The sequence below is a fragment of the Deltaproteobacteria bacterium genome (assembly GCA_040223695.1).
Taxonomy (GTDB): Bacteria; Desulfobacterota_D; UBA1144; order Nemesobacterales; family UBA2774; genus JAVKFU01.
The window spans coordinates 159,315-180,892 of record JAVKFU010000019.1 but is presented as its reverse complement, the minus strand read 5'-3'; the positions used below and the strand labels follow the sequence as shown (position 1 = coordinate 180,892).

The following is a 21,578-nucleotide window of genomic DNA, read 5'->3' as shown; positions in this document are numbered from 1 at the left end:
TTAAGAGAGTACCTATGTTACGGTGGAAATTAGTGGGAGAATTATTCCGGGTCGCGTACATTTTCAGGCTTGCTAACACCAACCGTACTGAATCCAATTCTCCATTATAACATCTCACCTATTATATCCCGTTCGTAATTACTTATATTATTCTGTTAGGAGGTGAATCGATATGGCATTACCAAATCCGGGCATGGACATCGACAAAGAGCGTACCGCTTTGGTCTTAACTGATCCCCAAAATGATTTCTTGAGCCCCAAAGGCGCCACATGGGAGGTTGTAGGAGAGAGCGTAAAAGAGAATAACACTGTTAACAATATCGAGTCGCTGTTAAAAACCGCCAAAGACAGTGATTTACCCGTCTTTATATCGCCTCATTATTATTACCCGACGGATCACGGCTGGAAATTTGAAGGTGCTTTAGAGAAATTAATGCACGAAATTAATATGTTTGACCGGAAGGACCCACTCAACTTAGATGATTTTGAAGGTTCGGGCGCCGACTGGCTTGAACGGTACAAGCCATATATAAATGACAGGAAAACTGTTGTTGTCAGCCCGCACAAAGTGTACGGACCAGAATCCAACGACCTGGTATTGCAGCTCAGAAAGCGCGGTATTGACAAAGTAATTCTCGGGGGAATGTCGGCTAACCTGTGTGTAGAATCTCATATGAGGGAACTGCTGGAGCAAGGGTTTGAAGTCGCAGTTGTCAAAGACGCCACAGCCGCCGCTAAAGTACCGGAAGGAGACGGATATCAAACAGCTCTTATCAATTTTCGTTTTCTGGCGAATACCGTTTGGACCACGGATGAAGCCATAGAAAATATAAAAAACAGCTGATTCGATACGAGATTGTTTATTTTGTACTGCTCCCTCTTTCGTCAAGCTCGATTTAAGTTGGAAATTATAATAGGTTAATCCCGGTAGAGATTCTGATTACCTACTCTATAGGATTCACTTTCCAAAATCTAACTTATACTATGGACCCTTATAAGATTGGATATGATGTCCACGCCAGTCAGAAATACCGTTTGGAAAATAGTTGCTACGCCCTCCAAAATTTCCTTATCAGAATGAATAGAGGAATAAACAAATAAAGTGGAATTGGCGGTGAAGCGCCCATTGGAGCAATTGAACAACTATCGCCATTCCCGGTCATCGTGCAGGAAACTTCCAATGGGGATTTGTCCTCTACAGTCCATTCCGTACAAATCCCATCACTGTCAACCGAGGCACATTGACAGAGACAACTATTCGCATCTGGAACATTGCCATCCAGCAGTAAACACGCTAAAGCTTCGGGGACTCCGGTTTGAGCTCCGACAGGTATATTTTCTTGAACACCTATTTGGGATACAGGGTTGGGAAGTTTACATTCGTCTTCGGTTAAAGTAGCCGCATTACACCTTTCACAGGCGTCCGGATTGCATTCTCCCTCGTATGGACCGGAAATTTGATAACCTGCCGGATTTTCTGATAAAATTTCGCAACTGGTCGCAAACGGGCAGGAGCAAATAATTTCATTCTGGAGCAACGCGTCAGCAAAGCCCGGAAACATGTTGCCCTCAGTACTCGTAAAGCAAAGACCTCCATCACATTGCGCGTACGAGCCACGTGCGGCAAATCCGCCTTCACCTTTATTGACCTCTCCGGGGCAGGTGTAAAGAGCCAGCTTGCCATCCGGGTACTCCGCGCCCTCGGGAAAACTAAAAGTACTTGCCCTAAAGCCATTAGTCTTGCCCTGCTCATTCAAAGTACAGATATTTTGATTATCGCCGTATTCAAAAGGGAGGCTAATGCTATTGCCGTTCAGGAGATTACATTTGCAATAAGCGAGCTGATTAAAGCCGAAACAAGTCGCTGTGGCACAGAGAGCGTAACTCTGGTCATTGAGAATCAAAAAACCGGACTTTGGCTCGCATGTTTCGGAGTCAGCAGCCCTTAATATGCTGCCATTTAGCAATATTGCAAACCATGTGAGGGCAAATGCCAACAGTATCATTCTTTTTTTCATTTTATCCTTCCCTTAAGACAAAATTTAGTTAACAAAACTTAGGGCTTTCCGTTGGGAAAGTCAACTAATTTGTACGCTGCCTCCTAACGACCAAACAGGGTTTTTATGTGAAGTACAATTCTTGTGATACTCCTCTTCCACCTGAACCGGCTTCTCTGTTTAGTCACTTCGTCATATCTCTTCCCCACCACTGCCTGGGTCTGTCAGGCTTCGGCTCCGGTCTTTCTGATACCCTGTTTGCTATTAGTCCTGGGTCAGGTTTAACAGTAAGTTTATGCTCCCGGCTGATATTCAGCTGAAAAGATCATGCACCGGCCGGGACTAAAAACTGCGGGAATTCCCATACCTCGCCGGCAGAAGAAAAAGCTGATGATGAAGCCTTCCCTCTTCCGACCAAAAGCGGGATTAATGGAGGCAGCCTGAAAATTTATACCCTCTCTCAGGCAATGTATTCTTTACCCGAACCTATCAAGCGCGCTCGCGGCGCTGATCAGGGCCAAATGGGTATAAGCCTGCGGAAAGTTCCCGAGATGGCGACCATCATAGCCCAGCTCCTCGGCGTATAGCCCGAGATGGTTAGCGTAACCTATCATCTTGTCGAACAGCAGGCGCGCCTCCTTCGTCCGTCCGGCGCGGACCAGGCATTCGATGTACCAGAAAGAGCACATTGTAAAGCTGCCTTCCTGGCTCGAATCGAGCGCCTCCAATTCCTTTTCCTCGTACCGATGGACCAGAGTATCGCTTACAAGCCGCTCGCCTATCGCGTCGAGCGTAGAGAGCCACCGCGGGTCCGTGGGTGAGATGAACTTCATCAACGGCATGAGTAACGCGGAAGCGTCGAGCGTTTTCGCCCCTTTGTATTGTACAAAAGCCCTCAGTTCTTCGTCCCAGAAATTGTCAAAAATATCGTTATATATTTCCCCGCGCACATCGAACCAGCGTGAAAACGGCGCTGGCAATGATTCCTTCTGCGCCATGCGCACGGCGCGGTCGACAGCCACCCAGCACATAAGGCGCGTATGTAAAAATTCTTTCTGTCCTCCGCGAAACTCCCATATCCCCTCATCGGGCTTTCGCCAGTTCTCGCACACATATTCGACCGTGCGGGTCACATTCATCCAGGCATCGTAGGAAATCTTGTGCACGTACTTGTCGGCAAGATAAACGGAGTCCAGTAGCTCCCCGTAAATATCGAGCTGGAACTGATTCTTCGCGGCGTTTCCGATGCGCACCGGGCGGCTGTGCTCATAGCCTTCCAGATGATCCAGCTCCTTTTCCTCCAGATCCGTACTGCCGTCCACCGCATACATCAGCTGCAGCGCGCCGTCCTTTCCGCAATCGCGGAACCGTTCCTCGATCCATTCCATATAGGCCGCGGCTTCTTCCGTGAAACCCAGCCTCAAGAAGGCGTAAACCGTAAACGCCGAATCCCTGATCCAGCAGTAGCGATAATCCCAGTTCCGGGAGCCGCCTATCGCTTCAGGCAGACCGAAGGTCGGCGCGGCGACGATAGAGCCGTGCTCCCTTGAAGTCAGAAGCTTAAGTACCAGAGCCGAGCGGCGGACCATCTCCAGCCAGCTCCCGCTATAATCGGCCTGCGAAATCCAGTCCCTCCAGAAGCGGGCGGTATCTTCCTGAACACTCGTGAGGGACTCTTCAGTAAACGGGATATCCTCACAATCGCCGCAGGTCAGCATGAACGCCGTGCAGTCGCCTTCGGCCATGGTGAAATGGGCCTCGGTCTTTCCGCCACCGCTCTGCCGCATTCTTTCCCTGCTTTGCAGGCGCAACCTCAGGTCACGTCCCATGAACAATGCGTCCCGGCCATCATTTTCAAGCTTTATTTCAGAACTTCCCCGCGCATAATCGAAGGCGGGTCTGCACTCCATTTTCACGGGGATTTCACCCTTCACGGCGTGGACAATGCGAATGATTCGGCACGCGTCGTCCTTCGCGACGACCGGCATGAAATCTGTAATCTCCAGAATACCGTCCCGGGAGAGGAACCGGGTAAGCAGGATATTTGTATCGGGGAGATAAAGCTGGCTGCGGCGGCCCACATCAAATTCCGGTGCGATGCTGAAATGACCGCCTTTTTCATCGTCCAGTATACGGACGAATATCGACGGGCTGTCAAAATCCGGATAGCAGAAAAAATCGATAGAGCCGCTCAGGCTCACATGAGCAACCGTATTCAGATCGCCGATAATACCGTAATCCTCGATGGGTTCGTAAGCCATTTATTGTTATCCTCCTTTCATGAAACCGGGGTAGAACATTGTGTCATAGTGAATATATCGTTCCTGTGCCTTATGTTTATAGCCAAGAGTTTCTCTTTTTATTTACAGCAAGGGCTCAAAAAGAAAAAATTCAGCCGGGAACTTTAACGAAAACGGCACCGGGGCCCGTTTATACAAGATACACCCAACCAATGGAGAAGCTATATACATACTAAAGAAATTCCAACTCAAATGGGATTCGATTTTCAGCAGACCGACAAGGGAATTTTACTCTTATGTTAAGCAAATTTTACATTAATCAAATACCCGTCATAATTTAACTTAAATATCTCGTAATGAACAATAGCTTAAGAAAGACTAAAATTATCTGTACCATCGGCCCCTCAACCGGTTCACATGAAATGCTTATGGGCATGTATAAGGCCGGGATGAATGTCGTGCGCTTGAATATGTCGCACGGTAATCACGATACTCACGAAAAAGTCATCAAAGCTGTTAAATCGATTAATCAAAAAATCAAAGACGCGGTTCCGATACTCCTGGATCTTCAAGGTCCCGAGATACGTACGGGTACTTTGCAAAACGATCTGCAATTACAGGAAGGCGATATTATCACCGTGTCGGTTCGTACTGAAGACGTAGAAAGATCATCATTCAGCATCAACTATGAAGACCTTATTAACACCGTAAACGAAGGTGATATGATAACGGTAGATAACGGTCTGATTAATCTTGAAATCCTCCAGAAATCCCAGGGCACAATGAAGTGCAGGGTTATTCATGGTGGAATGCTGAAAAGTCAGCGTCATGTTAATCTGCCGGGTATCCGTGTTAACCTGCCCTCAATTACTGAAAAGGATAAAAAGGATGTATTTTTCGGGATAGAACAAGAGGTGGATTTTATAGCGCCGTCATTCGTTCGGGAAGCCAGCGACGTGCTGCAGTTAAAAGAGTTACTCGGCAATAAGGTAAACAAAATAAAAATTGTCTCTAAAATCGAAGACCGGCAAGGGGTCAATAATCTTGACGAGATTATAGATGTTTCGGACGCAGTGATGGTCGCCCGCGGAGATTTAGGTGTTGAAATCAATCTCGAAGAACTTCCCAATGTGCAGCGCACTATTGTTCGAAAATGCCACGAGAAAGGCAAACGAGTCATTGTAGCTACTCACTTTCTCGAATCTATGATTGAGAAACCAATTCCGACCCGGGCCGAAGTAACGGATGTTGCAAATGCCATATACGAGGAAGTCGATGCCGTAATGCTGTCCGGCGAAACAGCGGTCGGTAAATATCCGATCCGCTGTATCGAGCATATAGATAGAATCGCCAGGGCATCTGAAAAGCTGCCCGGATTGAATTTCAGCAAAAATTTAATAAAAAATGATGATAAGCAGCACGTGGCCGCCACCGCGGTAGGACATGCCGAGGCTATTGGTGCCAAAGGCATAGTTGTAATAACACGTCGCGGCATAATGGCACAATTTTTAACCAATTGCAGACCTTTTAAAACAAACATCTATGCGTTCACCAACGATCCCAGAACCCGAAGACAACTCTTTTTAAACCGCGGTGTTGTCGCCCACCGCATAGAATTCAGCAAGGACCCGGAAAAAACAATTCAGAATGCTTTTGTTAATTTAAAAAAAAGAGAGGGATTTCAATCGGGCGACCGAGTAGTTGTAATATCGGACATAATTGCCGGTTCAGGAATCGATGCGATACAGATCAGGGCAATAGATTAGACATCGCATTTTATCGTCGCTATATAGCTAAAATAACTTGGACACGAATACGCAATTTTTCATCCCTTCCGTTCCAGCATACTGAAGACTTATACAAGCCAAGGGCAATAACTCTATTACTCCTCGCCCATCAAGAGCTGCGTCAACAGTGTAAGAGAGATTCAAAAACAGGTCTCAATCGTCTCGGAAAGGCATCCGGCCCGATGAAATATGAAAAGGGAGCCGGTCCCTTGTTCACTTTTAATGTAATAGTGTATTGTTGTGGGTCAATTCGCTCTCTTTGTAAATAGAGCCGGGTCTGAGAGGAAGACAGAAAGTGATCGTTAATATTCTTGCTCTTATTTATGTCTCCGTGGCATGGGGTTCCGCTTTCGTATTGATAAAGCTTGCGGAGGAGACAATCGCTCCGCTGACGGTACAGGCCGGGCGGTGCGTTATAGGATTTATAGCCCTGCTCATATTGTCACTCGTACTGAGGAGGGATTTGATCGGACACGCCAGGCACTGGTTTGCCTTCCTTGTATTCGCTATTTTAGGTATAGCGTTCCTCTGGATCGTAACCGCGCTCGGTGAGGAGTACATTACCGCCGGGCTTACATCCGTGCTGGTTACAGTCGCGCCGCTCGTTACTTTTATCATTACGGTTTTTATACTGAGGACAGAGCAGTTTAGCCTGGCAGGTTTATTAGGGCTTCTAATCGGCGTTTCGGGTCTGGTTCTGGTGACCGGAATCCATAATATTACAGGTCCTAATTCCACATTGATCGGGGTTCTGTTGATAGTATCGGGGTTTTCTGTGTTCGCCGTTAACGGAATACTGGCCCCAAGGCTTGCAAGCGGCACCGACCCTATTGCATCCAGCACGTATTACACGGGAATGGCGTCTGTAATCCTGTGGGTCTTTGCCTTTATATTTGAAAGTCCTTTAAAGACTCATTTAACTGAATCCAATGTCTTGGCTGAGGTAATAATGGGGGTCTTCAGCTTTGCGAGCGGATTCGTAGTTTATTACTGGCTCCTCAATAGAGCGGGGCCGTTTTTTTCATCACTGACCTTCTATCTCATTCCGGTTGTAGGCACGGTGGGCGGTTTTCTTATCCTCAATGAAAAGATCAATCCGACCCAGGTCCTCGGGATATTAATCGTCTTAGCCGGGGTTTACCTGATCAACCAAACGAAAAGGGGAGCTGATTTGTGAAAAGCTATTACCGCACTAAACGCTTCGTCTTAATTGCAGCTCTCACGTACTTCGTCATCGGTGTGGCTCTGGAGTTTGGTTATAAGTATTCATCAACCTATTCAAAAGAAATATTTCCTATATATTCCTGGTCTCTTTTTGCAAAAACCCCTTCAGAAGTAAACGATTATTCCATAAGGGTTATTTCACTTAGAGGCCAAAAACTGGAAGAGCCGTTTTTTCTTGAAGAGTCGGGCGGCCGACTTCCTCAAACAGGGGCCGGGAATGCTTATCGCATCGTTCAGGTTTTGGGAAAAGCAGTTGTAAAAGGAGACAAGAAAAAAGCAGCGGATATGATTTTGCTTTTAAATACTTTATATCCGGGACTGATGGGAGATATGAATTTCGAGATAGTAGCAAGAAAATACAATCCATTGGAGAGGCTGAAATTTAAAGAGTATAAAGATATCCGGGTAGTGAGTTACATTCATAACGAAGGCGAAGCAAAGTGAAAGCAAAAAGTTTAGCGTCTAAATGGCTCAGGGGCAGTAATGTACGCACTCCGATAAACCTGTTTCAATTTCAACGCAAAGCCTTTTATTCATCGTATAACCTGGTTCGTGTATTCTACGCCATAGCTTTATATTTACCGGTCAGTCGCCTTGATGTATGGAGCCAATGGTCAAACGCCAAGTATATTTCACCTCTATGGCCTGTTTACTGGATTAACTTAACGGGTGTCAGAACAGGGGTGATTATCATAGTTACCTTTTCCGTCGTATCCGCGCTCCTTTGTCTACTATTCAGCCATAAAAGAGTATTCAGAATAATCTGGTTTATAGCGGTGCTGAATTATGTCGGATTTAATTTTTCATTTGGGAAAATCGATCATTACTATCACGTGGTCCTGGCTTTTAGTTTTATTTTTATCTTTCTGCCGGATGGTAAAAAGGAATTTATTGAAAATAGCAGAATTCTGATGCAGAGGTATTTAACTATTTTTTGGGGTGCTCTCCTTTTATTCATGACATTTTATTCCATGTCGGGTATGTGGAAAATAGTTGCCGGAATCGCCCAGCTTGTGAGTGGAGAAACGAGTATATTTCACTCGTCCGCATTTGCTCTTCACGTTGCCCATAAAATATTACAATTAAATTCGGAAACGATCTTGGGAGCTTTTTTTATTAAACATGAACTCTTGGGATGGTTCTTTTTTATATCAGCTATATATATAGAACTGTTTTCAGTTATTGCGATATTTCGATATTCACTTCACAGAATCTGGGGGCTCTTTCTGATACTACTCCATATAGGGATTTATCTTGCAATGGAAATCGATTTTGCAATAAATGTGCTTTTTTTGGCTGTTTTTCTCTGTAATTCACCTTTCATCCCCCCGGGCAATAAACTAGGGGAAGCGTTAAAGGACCTTCCTCTTGTGGCAATTATCTTGACAACGCTCAATCCAAAACGAACCAAAGCGGAATAAATAAGAGCCTAATCCCTATGAATCCAAGCGCTTAAGCCCCCAGCTTCCCAGAAAATCATTCCTGCTATGAGCAAAATAAAAAGGGCTAAGGATTTCCGATAGGAGTACCTTCTTTTTTTTGTTACTCTCCTGTAAATGGACAGCCTTTTTTTGTAAGAAATCGGTAGAATGATCCTTATATCTTTGGACAATTCCCTGTGTCTGCCGTGGGTAAAAGCCTTCTTATAGTAGTCCAGAGGCGTCTCGATTTCCAGATGCCGCACCTTCACAGATTCACTATACTTGACCGCCTGAGAGGAATACTTTTTTACTGCGCTGTTGACGAAAACAGTGTCTCCACCCCTTTCCCTTTCAATGAACAGGCCTAACTCATCAAAGAGCTCTCTCCGTACCGCCATATTATTTGTATGGCCGAAATATCTGTTTCTATCATTGCTGTTCAGGATGTAAGCATTTTTCTCGTTTTCATAGTCTTCAAGCATTGAAAGAAGCAACGAATCATTAGCCATTAGCGGCCGTCCCAGAATAATTGAAACGACGGGGTCCGACATTGCATTTTCAATTTCCGCGAGCCAGTCGGGAGAGGCTATACAATCCGGATCGGTAAAAGCAATTATTCGGCCGGAGGATTCCTTGATACCTCTATTTCGTGCAGCATACGAGCTCTGCTTGCTCTCGGACACAAGCTTTATTTCCGGATAGCGTTCCACGATACCGGCCGAAGAGTCGGTCGAGTTATTATCCACAAATATTATCTCGTAATCATTAGCCGGGTATTTCTGTGCTACAAGACTATCGGCGCAGCCTTTGATATATTTTTCCGAGTTATAGAAAGGTACTATTATCGATATGCTTACCACAAACGTTTTACAATCCGCACTTTTTCTCTTAATATTTTCGATAATAATTAATGGCTTGCTCGCGTCTGTCAATTCTTTGTCAAAAGTTTAATAAATACTCATTGTGTTTAATCGAATAAGAAATTGGCTGCGCGATAATCTCAATTTTATTGAAGTATGGGAAAGCAGGTTTAACCGCATGGCTCTAATCAGAAAATCTGCCAAAGGATGTCTTCCGAACCTGATTATAATCGGCGCTCAAAAAAGCGGCACTACGAGTCTGCATAAATACCTCAATTTTCATCCTGAAATAAAAATGTCGTGGGAGAAGGAGCTAAACTTTTTTATTGATCAACCCGGGTGGGTATCCAACTGGCGCAAGGGATCAGGTTGGTATAAAAGCAGGTTTAACAGTGAAGCTAAAATAAGGGGTGAAAGCTCTCCCAACTATACTGCTTACCCGCATATAGAATGCATTCCTGAAAGAATGCATTCGGTCGTGCCCGAAGCAAAGCTAATCTACATACTGAGGGACCCGATTGAGCGAATAATATCGAATTACATACATCACTGCTCTCAGGGAAAAGAATATAGATCCTTGTCCGACGCTCTCAAAAATATAACAGCTCAAAATTCATATATATCACGGAGTAAATATTATATGCAGCTGGAGCAGTTCCTCGAGTACTTCTCTGAATCACAAATCCTGATATTAACCAGAGAGGAGTTATACAATGACCGTTTGAAGACCCTGAAAAAGGTTTTCCGGTTCTTAGACGTCGATGATTCTTTTCAAAGCAGGAAATTTAATACGATGTATCACAGGTCTTCGATTAAAAGACAACCCACAAGGGCAGGTATCTTTTTGTCCCGCACACCCGTCCAGAAAGCAATTGAGAGACTCCCGCAGTATCTGCGCTGGAAGGCGGAGTGGCTTGTTTACTACCCCTTCTCACGGAAAATAGAGCGCCCTCAGTTGGACGATAAATTACGGAACGACATAATTGAATATATCAGGGACGACATAAACAGCCTGAGAGAATTTACAGGTCAAAAGTTTGAAGAGTGGAGCTTGTAATTACTCTTCATAAAATCGATTCGCAGCCAAAACAAAAAATGAGAAAAATAATTAAAATATGCGCCACGATTTGGGAGATTGCCAAGCTCTACCCGCTATCTGCTTACGGAGGCTATAAATACCGGCAATTATTCGAAGGAATTAAAATATATTCAATGTTTATAGGCTATCCTAGAAGCGGTCACAGCCTGATCGGAGCCTTACTGGACGCGCACCCGAACATGATTTTCGCGCACGAGCTTCACGCGCTAAAGTTCATCTACGCAGGGTACACTAAAAAACAAATCTATTATCTCCTGATTGAAACCTCTCGCATAAATGCAAAGGAGGGAAGAAAAACCAAATCATACTCTTACGAAGTCCCAAACCAGTGGCAGGGCGATTTCACTAAATTACAGGTTATCGGGGATAAAAAAGGAGGGGGCTCGACCTCAATACTCAGAACGAAACCCAAACTACTAAGCGGTTTACAAAATACTATCGGCACCGATATAAAGTTCATACATATTGTAAGAAACCCATTTGACAACATAAGCACTATAAGCAGGAAAACAAAACGACTAAAAAGTCTTGCGGACAGCATTGAATACTACTTTTCCCTGTGTGAAACAACGATGGAAATAAAAAAACAGCTAAAGGAACATGAGCTCTTCGAGCTGAGACACGAGTCCTTCCTCGAAAATCCCAAAGCTCATCTTAAGGAATTATGTCATTTCCTGGGAGTCGGGGCCCCGGATGATTATCTCAATGACTGCTCGGGCATTGTGTATAAATCCCCGCACAAAAGCCGTCATCAGGTAGAGTGGAGTCAAGAATTAATCGACATCGTAGAAAAGAGAATAGATGGATTTCCCTTTTTAAGCGGCTATTCATACAAAGATTAATCAACAAAAAAGGGCCTCCACTATATCAGAAATTTTATGACTCGATAAAAACCCATACATCCGCTTCTTATGTGACTTGAATCAACGCTGCGACATCACGAAGCGGCCGCTATTCTCCATATATAACCGGAAGAAAAAAGGCTGATGACGAAGCCTTCGCCCGGGCCGACCAAAAGCGGGATTAACGAAATCTGCCTGAAAATTTATACCCTCTTTCAGTCAATGTATTCTTTACCCGAACCGCTCAAGCGCACTCGCAGCGCTGATCAGGACTAAATGGGTATAAGCCTGCGGAAAGTTGCTCGTATGGCGACCATATTATTTTTGGAGCTTGCAGGCAGTGTAGTAATTTTTCATTAAAGATTCAAACGTGCTACCAGGTCTGTTTTTCTTCTACCGATTGAAAATAAGGGTATGCTCTGAATAACTCTAGCGTTTTTAGAATACATGCCAGATTAATTTAAATTAAAAGCACGCATAGTCTCTAACGTCGGAGGATCCGACACCGCGCCCTCAAACGTACATAGAAAGCTATTCAGTACCACAAACCTGGCGGGTATCTGAACTAACTCCAGGGGAGATTTCCTCGAGAGCCGGCATCACTTTGTCTGCGTAGCCCACGGCTTCGTTTCCATATCGCCCGACAATTTAAAATAAGAAACGCGCTGGCCTTTTAGTCCGTTCGAGGAAATAAGGCCGACGAGCGGGTTGTTGTGGTCGGCAACGAGCGTAAGCGCAGTTGTAATATCGAGTCCGTCCTCAGGAGATTTTTCTCCGGGAAAAGGCGTGAATTCCTTTACTATGCGGAGAACTCCGTGTTCGGCATAGGGACCATGGCTATGACCGCCGCCGCCCATATAGTAAAACAGCGTAACTGCCGGGTTCTCGGTCTCGACTGACGGTGTGACGGCGATAAGCGCTCGGTAAGGGTTCGGAGCAGGCGGATTCATGCCTACATTGGTGATAGGCGGATACATAAAATAACCGCCTGCGAGGTTTTCGGCCGTGATGTTCAGACCTTGTTTACCGGGAATGATGCCGGTGTCATCCAACACCACTGTTTCCTCGGGCTTCTCGCCTCTGGAAAGAAGCTGTCCGCTCATGACCATTACCCTGTTCTCAGACCCGGGGCCGTTTGAAACGACTATATCGTCCCAGTTATCCCCGTCGACATCGCCTGAAGCAACATGCACACCGGCGTTTTTGTAGGTCTCGTCAAGAACCGGCGTATCATACAGAAACTCCGCCTTGAGTGAGCCGTCCGAAGAGGTTTTTATTTTATATAAGGCAACCCTGGGCTCCAGTCCCCTTCCGGAGCCGACAATAATCTCTTTTACGCTGTCTCCGTCCACATCCCCGAGGGCAATACTACTCCCGTCGCCCTTTCCGTCAAACGGAACAAATTCGATAAGAGGGGCATTATTTTGCTTATGGTCAAACACCCTGATCAAAGGTTTGCCAGATCTTTTGGCCGTAACGACGTGTGACTTGTACTCACTTCTGCCTATATGTTCCACTCCCAGCATATGCCCTGCTTCGGCATCTACGCCCCCCTTGTAGCTTTCCTCATATGCCATGAACGAACCCGCATTCTGGCCGGTTGTCGCATGAGCGAGACTAACTTCAGGAGCATTGCCCGATTGAGCGCCAATAGCTGTTAACGAAGCCTCTCTAGGGGGCAATACCCTCACCGTCACCATCATACCGCTATCTTCATGAAGCAGCAGGTGACAGTGCATGACGAACTTACCGACAAAATTAGACGCCTTTAGCTTAATGTAAGTCTTGCTTCGTCCGGGAAAAGCGAATGTATCAATGTCCCTGGGTACATCGTTGATAACCGGGTTTTGCGGCAGGTCAGTCCTGAGCTTTGTAAGTTCCTGATCCTCAAAGTATTCGATCTTTTCAATCACGAACTGCCCCTGATGTATGTGAAAAGGATGCGATACCTGTGAGAAAGTGGAAATCACCCACCTTTCATAATCACCCGAATAGCTCTGCGGCATTGCTACATCAGGGAAATAACCGAAGTTTATACGGCCTCTGAGATTATGCTCATCGAAGTCAAAAGATATATTTCTTGTAACCTCGGGCTCGGCATCGAAATCCTCGGGGGGATATTCAGCCTCCACTGTGGGAGCGGGGGTATCAACGGGTTCGCCCTTTACCCGCACAGTAGCCATTATCACAGAAGGCACATACGATGCGGGCGGCTCGAATGTAAGCATAGCAGGAAGATTCGATACCAGATTCGTGTATGCCGAGTCTTTTACGTTTGCCAGATAGTAGTCACCGGGCTCAGCGGGCGCGGTGATAGCCCAGGTAATCCTCTCACCGGGAGCAACATATGTATCTTTATTTATATCACGCTGTTTAGTGAAGTAAGTGCGGACGGGAGTAAAATGATCGTTACCATCCTGCGCTATCATAACGCTCTTAAAAAGAGGCCCGTTCGGATCTACCGCGCCGTTACTTCCAATTTGAAATATCCCCAGTGAATAAGCAGAGAAAGGACTCACATTGGCAAGGGTCCAGACCTGGGTTTCACCGGGTCGCATCTCTATGATAGGATTCACCTGACCGTTTACAAAATAGGTCGGGGCATAATTTGGAGCGTCGCTGGGACTACCCTGCGCCGCGGAAGGATCAGGATCGGTAAAATGTGGGCTTGTGCCGATTCCTGTAGGACCGATTTCAAACATTCCGGCGTTCTTTTTACTTTCTGCCAGTGCCATACCGTTCAGAACGAGTATCCTCTGCGCAAACCCGCCGTAAACCGACCGTTTATCTGTGTCAACCACATTGCCGACCTGCAAAATACCAGCCAAACCTCCGTATACCTGGGTTGCCGTTGATCTATGAAAATGGGGATGATACCAGTTGACTCCGCGGTCGTGGTTTTCCGGTATGTTGATTTCCGATACGTAATCCCCTCCCGGAAGAAAGGACCGATACACGTTGTCACCATTTCCTGTCGGGCTAACGAGGAGCCCGTGATAGTGTATGTTCGAATTCTTCGGCACGGGGTGTGTCGGGTCCCAGGACTGGGATGTGTCCTGGAGCTTTTCTTCCGGAAGACGCTCATCCAGTATATTAAGCCTGATTGTGTCGCCCGGCTCGGCAATGAGAGTGGGGTTGGGAAAGAGGCTGTTGTATGAGGTCACCACGCCTCCAAGACGTGAGGGACCGCTGTACGTTATTACCTTATAGGGCTTCGAGCCGACCATCATCGGATTATCAGCAGTGCCGGATGTAAGCGTAAATGTGGATTCGAGCAGACCGTTCTCCGAGCGGACGGAGCGCGCCTCCGAGAGGAGATCGAGTAAGGGTCCGTCGCTGGGGAGTGACTGTCCCCTGTACGGCACAAGGCTGCTCCCGACCCCCGGCTGCATAAGAAACGTCTCGCCGCAGGGTAGGAATGCGTCGTCACTCGGTTGCGCGGGGCAGCGTGCCTCGGGGAAGTCTACCGCGCGGGACTCTGTTCCGAAGAATCCCAGGGACAATGCCGCAATTACGGCAGCAAAAACAATTGTTGCTAAGCTGCTTCGGCGCTTTGCAGGCACATATTGAATTGTCTCCCTATTGTTGTTCTGTAGAAGAGCAAGATTGCTCTCCGGTTTACTAAAGGACATAAAGAGAACCTCCGATCTTTTTGTTACTAAATGCCAGAGTCTGCAGGCACTTTTATCCAAGTATAGCACCAGTATAAAAACCGCATTTTCCTGATCAATTAATAGGGAACCAAAATTTAGATAAATACCGACGATAGCCATTATACTTCAAACCGCTGTTTTACTCAATTCTGAATAGTAAGAAGCGCTCTGAAGAAATAGTACGTTCTGCTGTAAAATAAAAAGTGGAGCTAAGCATTCGGAGTCCGAGCGGCTGTAGTGGCTGCACTTTACCTGCATTTTTGCTGCCGCTGCGGTTACTTCAACGAATTCACAGCACCCTACCGACACTATAATTTATAAATTTCACGAAAAATCGTTAATTCTCTTTACGACATCTCGTTATTCACGAAATCTCATAAATTACGCACCCTTCATTAAATCCTCATAACTACCTGATACAACTCAATTATCACCAATAAAACTAAATTGGCACACCCTGTGCTTCTAAAGCAAGTAAGTTCTCGGCAGCAAAAAACTAAAAATAGGAGGTAATACAAATGTCAGAACGAACAGCGGTAAACAGTTCACAGGAAACAGTTTTAAACGGTGTCAACGTTACGAAGCTATTCGACACCATAGAAGTAATTAAGGGGAATGCGGAGATAGCTAGATTTAAATTCCGTAACTCCAACAAATGGATTATGGGTGGTCACAACAGATCACACATAGATAGTTTTTACGGTGCCCTTCAGGAAAACACAAGGGAAGAACCGTTTGTCATGGACAACGATGAACCCCCGCTTCTCCTCGGAGAGGACAAGGGCGCGAACCCTGTGGAGCAGGTTCTGCACGGGTTAGCGGGATGCATAACTACAACCCTGGTTTATCACGCCGCGGCGAGGGGTATTAAGATTCATAACGTGGAAACCGGATTTGAGGGCGATCTCGATCTGCGCGGTCTCCTCGCGTTGCCGGGCGCCCGGAGAAACGGTTACGAGGAAATAAGGGTTTCTGTAAAAGTGAAAGCAGACGCTACAAGGGAAGAAATAGAGGAGCTTGTTGAGTTTGCCACCGGACACTCCCCCGTTTTTGATATAGTGAGCAATCCGGTGCCCGTAAACGTAACGTTAGAAGTCTAATTTAGGCGGCACATCATGCCCCGCAATAATAAGGGGCATGATGTGCCGGTAAAAAACATAAAAGGAGAGAAAAAATGGCAGTTAAATGTCCGGCAGGATTCGACGTTAAATATTTAAGGGAAAGGGTACATGAAACATACGAGCGTGTGGCGCGGGAGCCCGGCGGCGAGTTTCATTTCCACCGGGGGCCCGAGTACGCGAGCGGATACCTCCACTACGATCTCGATGAGCTGAGAGAGCTTCCGGAGGAGAGCACCGCGCGCTTCGCGGGGGTGGCCAATCCTCACAGGATAGGCCCGATCGAAGCGGGCCAGACCGTGCTCGATCACGCTTGCGGGGCGGGGATGGATCTGTTGCTCGCTGCGAAAAAGGTAGGGCCCACGGGAAAAGCGATAGGAGTCGACATGACCGAAGCCATGCGCGACTGCGCAACGATGGCGGCGAAGAAAGCGTGTCTTTCGGAAATTGTTGAAATTAGAGAAGGCTTATTCGAGGACCTCCCCGTCGATGACGATAGCATAGACGTGGTCATTTCAAACGGCGTCGTAAACCTAGCTCCCGATAAGGAAAAGGTATTCAAGGAAATCCACCGTGTGCTCAAACCCGGAGGCAGATTGTTCATGGGCGACGTCGTCGTGCAGAGGGAGCTTAAAATGGACGCGAGGAGCAACCCCGACCTCTGGGCAGCCTGTATAGGAGGCGCTTTGACCGAACTGGAGCTCCCGGAAATAGCTTCTTCGGCGGGGCTCTCCGACTGTGAGATAACTGAGCGCTTCGATTGTTTTAAAAATACATCGGCTGAAGCGAAGGTGTCCAAAGACCTGTACGTTCAGGGCGTGAACTTCTTTGCAAGAAAAGCGTGAATTATGGGATTAGCCCGGTTGAGGCTAAAATAGCTCTTATATCGCATTTGTGAGAGAAATGAAACAACTAGACGGCCTAACCGTTAATGCCCTTGTCGATAATACGGCAGACATGCTGTCAACGAGACCCGCGCACATTACCTCGGAGCTTAGTGTTCTGATGGATGCGGGGATGAATGAGATGGCGGGACAATCGCTTTGTCTGGCTCAGCACGGACTCTGTCTCGCAGTTACGGCCCGTCTCGGCAGCGAAGCGCGCACAGTACTTTTCGATGGGGGCCCGGACTCCGATACACTCGAGAGAAACGGCCTTAAAACGGGATTCGATTTTGGCTGCGTAGAGGCTATCGTTCTAACTCACGGCCACTTCGACCATTCAGAGGGTCTAACAAGGGCGGCAAGGCTAATCCGCGCCCGGAACGGAGGAAAACGGGTACCGCTTCACGTCCATCCGGGCGCGTTCGTAAAACGCGGAGACCGGCTTCAGGACGGCACGATCCTCCCGCTCCAGGACGTGCATTCACCGGAAGCGTTGGAGCGGGCAGGATTGCAAATAAAAAAGTCGGAGATGGCGGAAAGAATTATTGACGATATGTTTTATCTAAGCGGTGAAATTCCCCGCGAAAGTTTTGAGAAGGGACTCGAGAACCAGGTCAGGTTGGGGGATTCGGGGAGTTGGGAGCCCGATCCGCTCGTAATGGAAGAAAGGTTTCTGGCGGCCCATGTGAAGGGAAAAGGACTCGCCATATTCACGGGGTGTTCACATGCCGGGATAATTAATATCTGCACACATGCACAAAGGCTCTTCCCCGATATTCCGCTTTACGCCCTGGTGGGCGGTCTTCACCTTGTCTACCCGAATGAAGAGCTGATCGAAGAATCGATCAAGGCGCTGAAAGAGTTCGATTTCCAGGTTATAATTCCAGGCCACTGTACCGGATGGCGTGCGGTACATGCCCTTATAAACGAGTTCGGCGAAGATAGTGTGAACCCGCTTGCAGTAGGAATCCGTTTGTCATTTTAGATACAGGAACCATTATTACGGGCGTTTAATTCCGAGGGCTTTGATACGCGAGCTAAGTGTCGTGTGAGGAATACCGAGCAGACTGGCGGCGCCCTTTTCACCTGAAACCTTCCAGCTGGCTTTCTCGAGGGCGGCTATGATATTTTCCCTCTCCAGGTCCTGAAGCTCCTTCTGTGTAAGGACCCGTTTTCCCGGAGCCGCTTTTGAACGCTCTTCTGACGAATCTCTATTTAGTGAAGTAACCGGAAGCGCCTGGTCCAGGTTGAGCCCTCCCCCTTGAGCGGTAATAACGGCGCGCTCTATTACGTTTTGTAGCTCGCGTATGTTGCCCGGCCAGCTGTAAGCCATCATTCTCTCAATTTGGTCCTGCGTGAGGGGTCTTACCGAAATACCGATCTTAGACGCAAACTTTTCCGCGAAGACCGATGCAAGCTTTATGATATCTTCACCCCTTTCCCTGAGAGGGGGCACCGTTAATGGGAATACGTTTAATCTGTAGTACAGGTCTTCCCGGAATTTCCCCTCTTTTACCTCCCGATTAAGGTCCCTGTTTGTCGCCGCCAGCACCCTGACATTCACTTTTCTGGTTTTTGAACTGCCCACAGGCTCGAACTCCCCTTCCTGAAGCACCCGGAGGAGCTTGGATTGAAGATCGAGCGGCAGCTCGCCTATCTCGTCAAGGAAAATAGTGCCGCCGTCCGCCAGAGAAAAACGCCCCTCCCTCTTACCTGACGCCCCTGTAAACGACCCCTTTTCGTGACCGAAAAATTCGCTCTCGATCAGCCCCCGGGGAATCGCGGCGCAGTTGACCTTTATTAAGGGTTTATCCCTCCTTCCGCTCCCCGCATGTATGGCCCTGGCGATTAGTTCCTTACCCGTACCGGTCTCTCCCGAAATCAGCACCGTAGCGTCAGTGCCCGCAACCTTATTAATATTGCTCAATACCTTCAACAAGGCTGGGCAATTTCCTATAATCTCCCCGAAGTTCTGGAGTGAATTAATCTCCTCCCTCAGATAATCGGCTTCCCGGGAGAGCATCTTTATCCTTTTCTCCGCTTCCAGTCTCTCGTTTATGTTCCTCAGAATAAGTGTATAAAATCTTTTACCCTGCATCTCGAACTGGGAAATTGTAGCTTCCGCCTTGAATGTACCGCCCCCTGCCTCCCTGCCCGCGAGTCCGCCCGCAATCCATATATATCTCTGCCCCTCCGGAAGGACCGCAAGCTCCCCTATAATATTTCTGAGCTTTTCTCCGCTTTCATCGGAGAGGAATTCAAGGAAACTCCTCCGCTCATTTTCAGATATCTTCGTCTGGAATACCTTCTCCGCCGCAGGGTTCAACATGCTGACTTCCAGCATATTGTTTAATTCTATAATTGCGTCCATCGCGCTGTCGACAAGACTCCCCAGTTCTTTCTCCCGCTCGCGGACTTCGGCCTCGGCGCGCAGCCGCAATATTTCCGCGCAGGCCCTTGCCGCGAAAATACGAAATATTGTTATCGCCTTTGGCAGTTTCGGGAGCGGCTTTGAATCGACAACCGCAAGGTGCCCGAGAACCTCCCCGTTGGTATCAGTAAGCGGTACGCCCATAAAGCTTACCGCCCCCTGAGGGTCCAAATCCGGGTCATCGGGATAGAGCGCTACCACATTCTCAGGTATGTGCACGAGCCTGGCTTCCTCTATCACGGTTTGGCAAGGCGTTCCCTTGACATCGTACTCGCACTCTTCTATCCAGTCCCCGTCAAACCAGAAGGCGAAAGACCTGAGCCGCTCTGATTCTTTGAGATACTCCGTAACCCAGGCGCCCTTCGTATCGAGTGCTTTCGATACGCTTTTAACAAGCGCCCTGAAAAACCGCTCCCCCGTCTCGGTGGCTGTGCCCTCCATAATCATCCTGAGAGCGGCATCCTCGTCGAGCGTGTGCAAATTGGATTCCGTATTACTCGCCAATTATCGTTCCCCCGGTACTTCCGTACCTATCAGGATTAATCCCGCTTATCGATGCATGCCTAAGAATCCATCGAACCACTTTTGCATCGAAATCTTTGATTCCCTTTTACATATATTAAAAGTAAAGGTGTACCAATTCAAATATGAGAAACTTAATAAAAGTTAAGTGTTAAAGCTGAGGAGATTTAAATCGTGAAAGCCATATGGAATGAAACGGTTATTGCTGAAAGTGGCGATACGATTGTCGTCGAAGGAAATCATTATTTCCCGCCAGAGAGCATAAAAAAGGGATTTTTCGAGGAAAGCGGGACTCATACGAGGTGCCCCTGGAAGGGAGTGGCAGGTTACCACGATGTCGTCGTTAACGGAGACGCCAAAAAGGATGCGGCCTGGTACTATCCCGAGCCTAAAGAAGCCGCGGGCCCGATAAAGAATTATGTCGCTTTCTGGAAGGGAGTAAAAGTAACGTCATAGCTTCTAATCCTGCATCTGCTCGACTTCATGTCCCTTTTTTCTGAGCAGGTTTATCAGTCCGTCCTTTCCGACAAGGTGCGCCGACCCTACCACGACCATATAATTCTCGCCCGCGCCTGTAAACTCCTCAATCCGGGGAAGCCAGTTTTTGTTCCTTTCGACTATAAGCCTCTCGTAAATCTCGGGATACCCCTCGTAGCTCTTAAAGATTATCGTTTCGAACCGCTCGTCGTCGCCGCTGCTCCAGGCGGCGATTAATTTATTTATCTCCTCCTCCATAAGGTCAAGCTCGGTCAGTGTCTGAAGCAGCAATTCATCCTGCTTGTCTCCCCCGACTGACGCCAGCAAATCAACCTGATACTCCGCGGTTTCAAGCCCCACAACCTCTTTGTCCTCTTCGGCTGCTCTGTCGTAAAAATATCTGTCGAGGCCGTATTCGGGATTGAGCCCCATGCTTTTCAGCTTCAACATCCCCGCCGTAAGCGCGATAAACCAGGGCTTTGACTTGCTGAACATAATTATATTCACCCCCATATCCCCAAGCTTCTCCTTGGTCAGCGTGTAAGTCTCCTCGGACAGAACTCCGCTGAGGGTTTTATCCCTTGGGAGGGTAGCCTTGGACAGCATCATCCGTGCGGTCTCCGGTTCGTCCAAGACGCCGGGGTCCACTTCAAAAACCAGAATCCGGGAATCGTCAAAGGCGTTTTCATAGACTTCGCTCAGCGGGTAATGCTTTTCATTCAGAAGGTGGAGCGAGCCGAGTATGTAAACATTGTTTGTCTCTGAGCTGACCCTCCAGAGAAAATGCTTGTTCCCGGAATTCCCGCTGTTGTCTGAAAGCGCCGGGGATAAATGCCCTGCATAGAGAAGGCAGATAAGGAGGCCAATAAAAACAGGCCGGATAGTTTTTGAAAACATTTTCACTCTTCCATTTTAATATATTTAGTTGTCCAAGTATAAATGATCGGGAGTCAATTTTTCGGAGTGCTCTTCGGAGCGGCTGTTAAAACACTCTTTTATTATAGTGTGCGGAAACGAATTTCC

Annotated in this window: 17 protein-coding genes; 11 read left to right on the top strand and 6 right to left on the bottom strand. The window is 47.3% G+C overall.

What is annotated here, in order from left to right:
* Positions 1-172 precede the first annotated feature (172 nt).
* On the top strand, positions 173-844 hold the full coding sequence (locus RIG61_12845; protein MEQ9620046.1) for a cysteine hydrolase: 672 nt from the start codon (positions 173-175) through the stop codon (positions 842-844).
* A 205-nt stretch (positions 845-1,049) separates the two neighbouring features.
* Here RIG61_12845 and RIG61_12840 read toward each other — a convergent pair whose 3' ends face one another.
* Together RIG61_12840 and RIG61_12835 are read right to left on the bottom strand one after the other, a co-directional pair.
* Positions 1,050-2,018: a hypothetical protein gene (locus RIG61_12840; protein ID MEQ9620045.1), complete on the bottom strand. Its 969-nt coding sequence runs from the start codon at positions 2,016-2,018 to the stop codon at positions 1,050-1,052.
* Between the two features lie 455 nt (positions 2,019-2,473).
* Complete coding sequence (locus RIG61_12835) at positions 2,474-4,258, bottom strand: glycoside hydrolase family 15 protein (GenBank protein ID MEQ9620044.1); 1,785 nt, start codon at positions 4,256-4,258, stop codon at positions 2,474-2,476.
* Between the two features lie 335 nt (positions 4,259-4,593).
* Between RIG61_12835 and pyk the strand changes: the two genes are divergently transcribed.
* The 4 genes from pyk (at position 4,594) to RIG61_12815 (ending at position 8,669) form a co-directional block, all read left to right on the top strand.
* Complete coding sequence (gene pyk, locus RIG61_12830; GenBank protein ID MEQ9620043.1) at positions 4,594-6,003, top strand: pyruvate kinase; 1,410 nt, start codon at positions 4,594-4,596, stop codon at positions 6,001-6,003.
* Between the two features lie 316 nt (positions 6,004-6,319).
* Positions 6,320-7,201 carry a DMT family transporter gene (locus RIG61_12825; GenBank protein ID MEQ9620042.1) on the top strand — a complete coding sequence of 294 codons (882 nt, stop codon included), beginning with the start codon at positions 6,320-6,322 and terminating at the stop codon, positions 7,199-7,201.
* Entirely contained in the window at positions 7,198-7,692 is a 495-nt protein-coding gene (locus RIG61_12820) for a hypothetical protein (protein MEQ9620041.1), read from the top strand. Before RIG61_12825 ends, RIG61_12820 begins: the two co-directional genes overlap by 4 nt.
* Positions 7,689-8,669, top strand: a complete 981-nt coding sequence (locus tag RIG61_12815; protein MEQ9620040.1) for a hypothetical protein — start codon at positions 7,689-7,691, stop codon at positions 8,667-8,669. The genes RIG61_12820 and RIG61_12815 overlap by 4 nt, the downstream gene beginning before the upstream one ends.
* A gap of 8 nt (positions 8,670-8,677) precedes the next feature.
* Here RIG61_12815 and RIG61_12810 read toward each other — a convergent pair whose 3' ends face one another.
* Entirely contained in the window at positions 8,678-9,529 is an 852-nt protein-coding gene (locus tag RIG61_12810; protein MEQ9620039.1) for a glycosyltransferase, read from the bottom strand.
* A 178-nt stretch (positions 9,530-9,707) separates the two neighbouring features.
* Between RIG61_12810 and RIG61_12805 the strand changes: the two genes are divergently transcribed.
* Together RIG61_12805 and RIG61_12800 are read left to right on the top strand one after the other, a co-directional pair.
* Entirely contained in the window at positions 9,708-10,586 is an 879-nt protein-coding gene (locus tag RIG61_12805; protein MEQ9620038.1) for a sulfotransferase, read from the top strand.
* A 38-nt stretch (positions 10,587-10,624) separates the two neighbouring features.
* On the top strand, positions 10,625-11,470 hold the full coding sequence (locus tag RIG61_12800) for a sulfotransferase (protein MEQ9620037.1): 846 nt from the start codon (positions 10,625-10,627) through the stop codon (positions 11,468-11,470).
* 599 nt (positions 11,471-12,069) lie between these two features.
* On the opposite strand, the gene RIG61_12795 is transcribed toward RIG61_12800, so the two are convergent.
* Entirely contained in the window at positions 12,070-15,102 is a 3,033-nt protein-coding gene (locus RIG61_12795; protein ID MEQ9620036.1) for a multicopper oxidase domain-containing protein, read from the bottom strand.
* A gap of 539 nt (positions 15,103-15,641) precedes the next feature.
* On the opposite strand from RIG61_12795, the gene RIG61_12790 reads away from it, so the two are divergent.
* The 3 genes from RIG61_12790 to RIG61_12780 all read left to right on the top strand — a co-directional run bounded on the left by RIG61_12790 (position 15,642) and on the right by RIG61_12780 (position 18,110).
* Positions 15,642-16,223, top strand: a complete 582-nt coding sequence (locus RIG61_12790) for an OsmC family protein (GenBank protein ID MEQ9620035.1) — start codon at positions 15,642-15,644, stop codon at positions 16,221-16,223.
* A 74-nt stretch (positions 16,224-16,297) separates the two neighbouring features.
* Entirely contained in the window at positions 16,298-17,086 is a 789-nt protein-coding gene (locus RIG61_12785; GenBank protein ID MEQ9620034.1) for a methyltransferase domain-containing protein, read from the top strand.
* A gap of 58 nt (positions 17,087-17,144) precedes the next feature.
* Positions 17,145-18,110: an MBL fold metallo-hydrolase gene (locus tag RIG61_12780; protein ID MEQ9620033.1), complete on the top strand. Its 966-nt coding sequence runs from the start codon at positions 17,145-17,147 to the stop codon at positions 18,108-18,110.
* A gap of 15 nt (positions 18,111-18,125) precedes the next feature.
* Here the strand turns inward: RIG61_12780 and RIG61_12775 are convergent, their stop codons facing one another.
* Positions 18,126-20,060 carry a sigma 54-interacting transcriptional regulator gene (locus RIG61_12775; protein MEQ9620032.1) on the bottom strand — a complete coding sequence of 645 codons (1,935 nt, stop codon included), beginning with the start codon at positions 20,058-20,060 and terminating at the stop codon, positions 18,126-18,128.
* Positions 20,061-20,249: 189 nt separating this feature from the next.
* Between RIG61_12775 and RIG61_12770 the strand changes: the two genes are divergently transcribed.
* A complete protein-coding gene (locus RIG61_12770; protein MEQ9620031.1) occupies positions 20,250-20,534 on the top strand; it encodes a DUF427 domain-containing protein in 285 nt (94 codons plus the stop codon).
* Between the two features lie 3 nt (positions 20,535-20,537).
* On the opposite strand, the gene RIG61_12765 is transcribed toward RIG61_12770, so the two are convergent.
* Positions 20,538-21,452: a TraB/GumN family protein gene (locus RIG61_12765; GenBank protein MEQ9620030.1), complete on the bottom strand. Its 915-nt coding sequence runs from the start codon at positions 21,450-21,452 to the stop codon at positions 20,538-20,540.
* Between the last annotated feature and the right edge of the window lie 126 nt (positions 21,453-21,578).